Raw genomic sequence first — 6,465 nt, forward strand, 5'->3', positions numbered from 1 at the left:
TCGTGGCGTGTCAGCGGCTCAGCGGGCGGCGGGCAGGCCGACGAAGAACGCGATGACGTCCGCGGCCAGCAGGTCAGGCGCCTCCAAGGCGGCGAAGTGGCCGCCGCGGGGCATGTCGGTCCAGCGGACGAGGTTCGCGGCCTGCTCGACCCGCTCTCTCGGCTGGATCGGCAACTCGTACGGGAACGCGGCGACGCCGACCGGGACCTCGATGCGGCGTCGTGGGGAGAGCACCAGCGGGTCCGCCGCGCTCTCCTTGTACATCCGCATCGACGAGGTGATGGTCTGGCTGAACCAGTACACGCTGAGATTCGTCAGGATCTCGTCGAGCCCCACGGGGACCGCTCCGCCCGTCGCGCTCCGATCGGTCCACGCATGGAACTTCTCGACGATCCACGCGGCCATGCCCACCGGCGAGTCGGCGAGCGCGTAGCCGAGGGTCTGCGGGCGGGTCGCGTGCATGTGCGAGTAGCCGCCCTCCTCGCGCGCCCAGGCCTCCCGGCGGGCGTCGTAGCGGGGCCCGGGGCCGTCCGGCGCCTCCTCCGTACCGCCCTCGAACCTGAACGACGGGAAGTTGAGGTGGACGCCGATGACGGCACCGGGTTCACGCAGGCTCATGCGCATGGCTACGCCGGCGCCGATGTCCCCGCCCTGGACGGCGTACCGGGAGTGGCCGAGCCCCTCCATCAGTGTGTGGAACAACCGGGCGGTCACCTCGGGGGACGTGCCCGGGGCGGTGGGGCGCGCGGAGTAGCCGAACCCGGGCAGCGAGGGGATCACCACGTCGAGCACGAGCCCGCGCGACGCCGCGGCCGCCGTGAGGGACGGTACGGCCGAGAGCATCTCCACGAACGAGCCTGGCCATCCGTGGAGCAGGAGCAGTGGCAGCCGTGCGTGGCCGGGGGTCTCCGGAGCGCCCACGATGTGGACGAAATGGAGCCGGTGACCCTCGACGTCCGCCATGAACTGGGGAATCTCGTTGAGCTCCGCCGCCTTGCGGTGCCAGTCGAAACGCGCCCACTCCTCGACGACGTGACGGAGGTAGGACCCGTCCACACCCCAGCCCCAGGCCGCGTCGTTGATCTCGTCCGGCCAGCGGACCCGTCCGAGCCGGGTACGCAGGTCGTCGACCGCCTCGTCGTTCACCGGGATTTGCCAAGGTTTCCTGGAAAGGGAAGTCGCCAATGTGATCTCACTCCGTTCAATGCCGTAATGCCAGGCGGCGGACGGGCTGACGGCTGGTGCCGACACCGTACGGGTCCATGCGGTCCGATCAGTGTGGCTGCGGCGTTCGGTGCCGGGAAGTGGTCTCCGTGTCCCCATCCGCCGGTGGGCGGCTTCCCGGTGTCGAGGAGGGCGGGATGCTCTCGGGTGGCTGTTCGGAGGGCGGCTGGACGGGCGGTGTGGCGGCCGAGGGCTGCGGTGTGGCGGTCGTCGTCGGGGCGTCCGGGGACGCGGGCGTGGCCGAAGGTGTGGCGGTCGTACCGGGTGTCGGGGTGGTGTGGGTGCTGGTCGCCGATGGTGTGGTCGAGGCGGACGGTGATCGGGTGGCCGACGGGGTCGGGGTCGACGGGTAGAGCTGCCGGTGTGTGGCGGGCTCGGTGCGCCGGGCCTTGGGGGCGTGCTGCCTGGCCGGCTCGGCCTGCCGGCCGGTCGTGCCGTTCGCCTGGTCGGCCACCGTCCGGCCGGCAATGACCTGGTAGATCTGGATGCTGCCGAAGCTGCTCGTGAGCACCAGCGCCACGGCCGCCCCCACGCGCAGCCAGCCCATACGGGCGCGCGATGCGGCGGGCGGCTGCGTGGCGGGTGCCGCGTCCGCCGTCAGCGACGCGTCACCCGCCGTCAGCGACGCGTCACCCGCCGGCAACGGATCCGCCGTCAGTGACGCGTCCGCCGGCGTGAAGTCGACAGGCGTGGAGTCGGCCGGCATGGAGCCGGCAGGCGTGGAGTCGCCCGGGCGCCCGCGCCAGCTTGGCGCAGGGTCAGCCGGGCGCCCGCGCCAGGCCGTCGCAGGATCGGCCGGGCGCCCGCGCCGGCCCGGCGCAGGGTCGGCGGCACGCTCGCACCAGGCCGTCGCGGAGTCGGCCGGGCGTCTGCGCCGGCCGGTCGTGGTGTGCTGCTTGACCTTGTCGCCGGTACGCCGGAGGTAGTGGGTGTAGATGTCGGTGCCCACCGTGGTGGCCACGCTCATCACGGCCGCGCCGATCATCGTGCCAGCCACCCCGAGGTACGAGGCGGCTATCGCGGCGGTGAATGCGGCCAGGGCGCCGCCGACGATCTTCGCGACATTGAGCCGCGCACGGTGTGCCCTTCTGCGTTCTTCGGTGGTTGTGGTCGTGCTGCCGGTGGTGGTGGTCGGGGTCTGGTGCCTGCCGGTCATGCTTGCGCTGGCCAGCCTTCCTCATGATCGGGCGCGTGGGCGCCCCCAGGCATGTCGGTGATGCGCGCGCCAGTATCAGAGGTGATCCAGAATCGGGGCCGGACCGCGACTCCCGCACAGGGTGATGGATGGCGCGCCGCTCATGGCCGTGACGGCCACGCGGTAATTCCAGGGGCGCAGGTGAAAGCAGGGCCACGATGGCATATCGCGGCAATTGCCGTCAGCCTCGACGCGCCGTGCCTGCCTTCTCCTGGTCCAGACGTTGCCATCTCGGGAAATATCACCTCTATGAGGGACGGCGCTCGGCGAAGGCCGTGTCTCCGCCGAAGCGGGAGCGCAGGCGTACGTCGTAGTAGTCGGCGGCCTCCGCCAGCCAGTCGCAGGAGTTGGCCAGCTCGGCACTGGTCAGCGTCTGGGCGAGCAGCTCCGTGGCGGCGAACACGGTGCCGTCGCGCCAGAAGACGCGCAGGAAGCTGAGCCGCCCGTTCAGCTCGTTGAGCTCCGCCAGCAGCCCGTGCGACTGGTCGATCCCGCGCAGGAGGGGCGAGAACACGCGTACGACGGGTGGCGTGGCCTCCACGAGGCGGACGTAGACCACCGCCGTACCGGATCGGATGGCGACGGGCTCGGCGGAGATGTCGGCGGTGAGGGGTTGCCCATCGAGGTACCCGGAGATGAGCCGGTTGATCCTGGCCCGGAGGAGTGCGTGATTCGGCACGGTTCGACGCTACACCCGCCTCACCCGGGCGTGCCGGGCCGCCCGGGCGGCAGGAATCCCCGCCGCCGGGCCTCCTTGACCCACCGGTGCGCGGTGGTGATCGGGACGTCGCGGAGCTCGGCCAGCTCGGCCGCGGGACGTGCGGACACCTGGGCGAGCTCGTGATAGGTGTCGGCGATCTCCCGGTAGAAGTCGTCCGGACGGCCGCGCTTGCGGACCGGCGCCGGCCGGGGAACGGCGCGGTCGGGAGCGGTCATCTCCCAGCCCTCACCGTCGAGCGAGGGCAGCTCGGTCTGGCGGAGGCGGCTCACGGTCACCGGTGTGATCACGTCGTCGACGGCGGTGAGTTGCGCGTTGGCGGCGACCTCGATGCGCCCCACGGGGATCGACCGCAGCAGCCCGGCCGTCGGCGCGCCGTCGATGCGCAGCCCGGTGAGCACCAGGCGGCCACCGGCGGCCACGGCGATCTGGACGAGCACGGTGCTGGAAAGCGGTGGCTCCTGTCGCCACTCGTACCAGTCCTCCCCGACGGGGAAGAGCCGCCCACCTCGCATCCCGCAAGTGTAACGACGCGCTGGGAGCATCCAGATGTATTGCGCGCATCTAGACGTCTAAGTACGCTTATCTCGACCTAGGGTCCCGCCACGAAGGAGCGTCAATGATCGACATCGTCGAGCGGTACGACATCCCCGAGCAGCACTTCTGGCTGCGCGGCCCGCGATCGGGCGCGCCCGTCGAGTTCGACGCGCAAACCGGCATATGGAACGTCTACGGCTTCCCGGAACTGCAGGAGCTGCTCGGCGACCCGGCGACGTTCTCCTCCAACACCATGCGCGTCGTCCCCAAGAGCATGCTGGCGGAGATGGAGGACTTCTCGCTGGAGGGCTTCATCACCCAGATCGACCCGCCGGAGCACGGCAAGCTGCGCAAGCTGGTCACCAGCGCCTTCACCCGCAGGGTCGTCGCGGACCTGGAGCCGCGGATCGCCGCCGTCACCCACGAGCTGCTCGACGCGGCGCGCGACCGCGGCCGGTTCGAGCTGGTGACCGACCTGGCCTACCCGCTCCCCGTCATCGTCATCGCCGAGCTGCTGGGGGTCCCGGCGAGCGATCGTGCCCTGTTCAAGCGGTGGGCCGACGCGCTGTTCCAGCGCGACACCAAGATCTCGTTCAACGAGACCGCCGAGCGGCAGGACATCGACCTCCAGGCCACGCTGAAGCCGTGGAACGAGATGAGCGCCTACCTCGCCGGCCACGCCGCCGAGCGCCGGCGGCGGCCGCGCGCGGACCTGCTCACGAGGCTGGTCGAGGCCGAGGTGGACGGTGAACGCCTGCCCGCCGAGCAGGTGGTCAACTTCGCGATCGTGCTCCTGCTCGCCGGGCACGTGACCACCACCATGCTGCTCGGCAACACGGTGCTGTGCCTGGACGCCTTCCCCGCGCAGCAGGACGATCTGCGGGCCGACCGCGCCCGGATCCCGGCCGCGATCGAGGAATCGCTGCGGTTCCTCACCCCGTTCGCCGCCCTCGGCCGGGCCACCACCCGCGACGTCGATCTCGGCGGCGTGACGATCCCCGCCGACCGGGTGGTCATGGCCTGGCTCGGGGCGGCCAACAGGGATCCCCGCCAGTTCCCCGACCCAGACGTCTTCGACCCCACTCGCGACCCCAACCCGCATCTCGGCTTCGGCCGCGGCATCCACTTCTGCCTGGGCGCGCCCCTGGCCCGGCTGGAGGGACGGGTCGCGCTGAACATCCTGCTCGACCGGTTCGACCCGCTGCGCACCGATCCGGAGGACAAGGTGGAGTTCATCCCCACGCCGACCATGACCGGAGTCCGCCGCCTCCCGCTGGGCTGACCTCCGGGAGGTTGGCACTCGGGGCTATGGACAACGTGCCGCATACGTGATCTGACGGAGTAAGAGCGCCGACGATCAGGAACAGGAGCACCTGGAAATGAGCGATACGCCGCGACTTCACTCCGCCGGGACCACCCTGCTGGACCGCGCCCGCGAGCTGCGCCCGCTGATCGAGGGGGAGGCGGCCGAGGCCGAGAAGCTGGGCAGGCTCACCACCCCCGTCGTGGACGCCCTGCACGAGGCGGGACTTTTCGGCCTCTGGGTGCCCGAGGCGCTCGGCGGTGCCGAATCGTCCCCCAGGGAACTGCTCGCCGTCTTCGAACAGCTCTCGTACGCCGACCCCTCGACGGGCTGGGTGGTCATGGCCACCAACCTGGAGAACGGCACCGCCGGCGCGTACCTGGGTGACGAGGCCGTCGAGCAGATGTTCAAGGGCCCCCGGATGCCGCTGATCGCGGGCCAGGGCACGCGGGCGGGCATCGCCGTACGCGAGAACGGCGGTTTCCGCCTGACCGGGCAGTGGGGCTTCGCCTCGGGCATGTACCACTCCCAGTACGCTCACAGCCTGGGCGCCATCGAGGGCACCGACGAGGTACGGATCTTCATCACCCCTGTCGAGGACGTCAAGATGCTCGGCAACTGGGACGTCCTGGGCCTGCGGGCGACGGGCAGCATCGACTACTCGATCGACGGCGCCTTCGTACCGGAGCCGTACACGCACGTCTTCGACCTGGCCGAGCCGCTGCGCGGCGGCGCGATCTACCGGCTCGGCCTGCTCGACCAGGCGCTGATCTGCCACACCGGCTGGGCGCTCGGCGTCGGCCGGCGGCTGCTCGACGAGCTGGCCCGCTACGCGGCGGCGCGGACCGGGCGGCCGGGCCAGATCGCCGACACCGACGCCTTCCACGCCGACTTCGCCCGGGCCGAGGCGAAGTTCCGCGCGGCGAAGGCCCTGGTGCGCGAGACGTGGGAGGACACGGAACGCACCCTGGACTCGGGCGGGACGCTCGACGTACGCCAGGAGACCATGATGCGGCTCACGCTCAACCACCTCACTGCGATGCTCGCCGAGGTGGCCAGGTTCGTGTACGCGTCGGGCGGCACCTCGGCGCTGCGCGACGGGCTGATCCAGCGGCTGTTCAGGGACGTGCACGCCGGCACCCAGCACATCCTGGCAGGACCGCAGATGCTCCAGGAGTGCGGCCGCGAGCTGGCCGGCCTGGCGCAGGGCCAGTCGTGGGCGATCACCACCCTGGAGGGTCCATGACCGATGAGTTCTCCGGGCGGCGGAGGTCCAATGTCCGACACGTGACCTCGGAGGAAGGTTGAACCCGCCATGACGACCGCCACCCACTTCCTGGAGCGTCCCGGCGTGCGGCTGCGCTACGAGGTACGCGGCTCGGGGCCGCTGCTGCTGCTGGTCGGCGCGCCGATGGCCGCGGCCCACTTCGTGCCGCTGGCCGAGGCGCTGGCGGCCGACCACACGGTCGTCACGCACGACCCCCGGGG

Annotated in this window: 6 protein-coding genes; 2 read left to right on the top strand and 4 right to left on the bottom strand. The window is 71.2% G+C overall.

Annotation, left to right across the window (positions count from 1 at the left end; genetic code table 11):
- Window positions 1-18 precede the first annotated feature (18 nt).
- From ACTWPW_RS53720 to ACTWPW_RS53735, 4 genes are all read right to left on the bottom strand, one after another.
- On the bottom strand, window positions 19-1,323 hold the full coding sequence (locus ACTWPW_RS53720) for an epoxide hydrolase family protein (RefSeq protein WP_443173523.1): 1,305 nt from the start codon (window positions 1,321-1,323) through the stop codon (window positions 19-21).
- Complete coding sequence (locus ACTWPW_RS53725; RefSeq protein WP_443173524.1) at window positions 1,274-2,380, bottom strand: hypothetical protein; 1,107 nt, start codon at window positions 2,378-2,380, stop codon at window positions 1,274-1,276. The genes ACTWPW_RS53720 and ACTWPW_RS53725 overlap by 50 nt, the downstream gene beginning before the upstream one ends.
- Before the next feature lie 286 nt (window positions 2,381-2,666).
- A complete protein-coding gene (locus tag ACTWPW_RS53730) occupies window positions 2,667-3,098 on the bottom strand; it encodes a T3SS (YopN, CesT) and YbjN peptide-binding chaperone 1 (RefSeq protein ID WP_375110585.1) in 432 nt (143 codons plus the stop codon).
- Window positions 3,099-3,118: 20 nt separating this feature from the next.
- Entirely contained in the window at window positions 3,119-3,652 is a 534-nt protein-coding gene (locus ACTWPW_RS53735) for a hypothetical protein (RefSeq protein ID WP_375110584.1), read from the bottom strand.
- A gap of 104 nt (window positions 3,653-3,756) precedes the next feature.
- Between ACTWPW_RS53735 and ACTWPW_RS53740 the strand changes: the two genes are divergently transcribed.
- Complete coding sequence (locus tag ACTWPW_RS53740) at window positions 3,757-4,956, top strand: cytochrome P450 (RefSeq protein WP_375110583.1); 1,200 nt, start codon at window positions 3,757-3,759, stop codon at window positions 4,954-4,956.
- Between the two features lie 97 nt (window positions 4,957-5,053).
- A complete protein-coding gene (locus ACTWPW_RS53745) occupies window positions 5,054-6,223 on the top strand; it encodes an acyl-CoA dehydrogenase family protein (protein ID WP_443173525.1) in 1,170 nt (389 codons plus the stop codon).
- The last annotated feature ends 242 nt before the right edge of the window (window positions 6,224-6,465 follow it).

This window comes from Nonomuraea sp. KM90 (assembly GCF_052246675.1).
In the GTDB taxonomy this organism is placed as follows: Bacteria; Actinomycetota; Actinomycetes; order Streptosporangiales; family Streptosporangiaceae; genus Nonomuraea.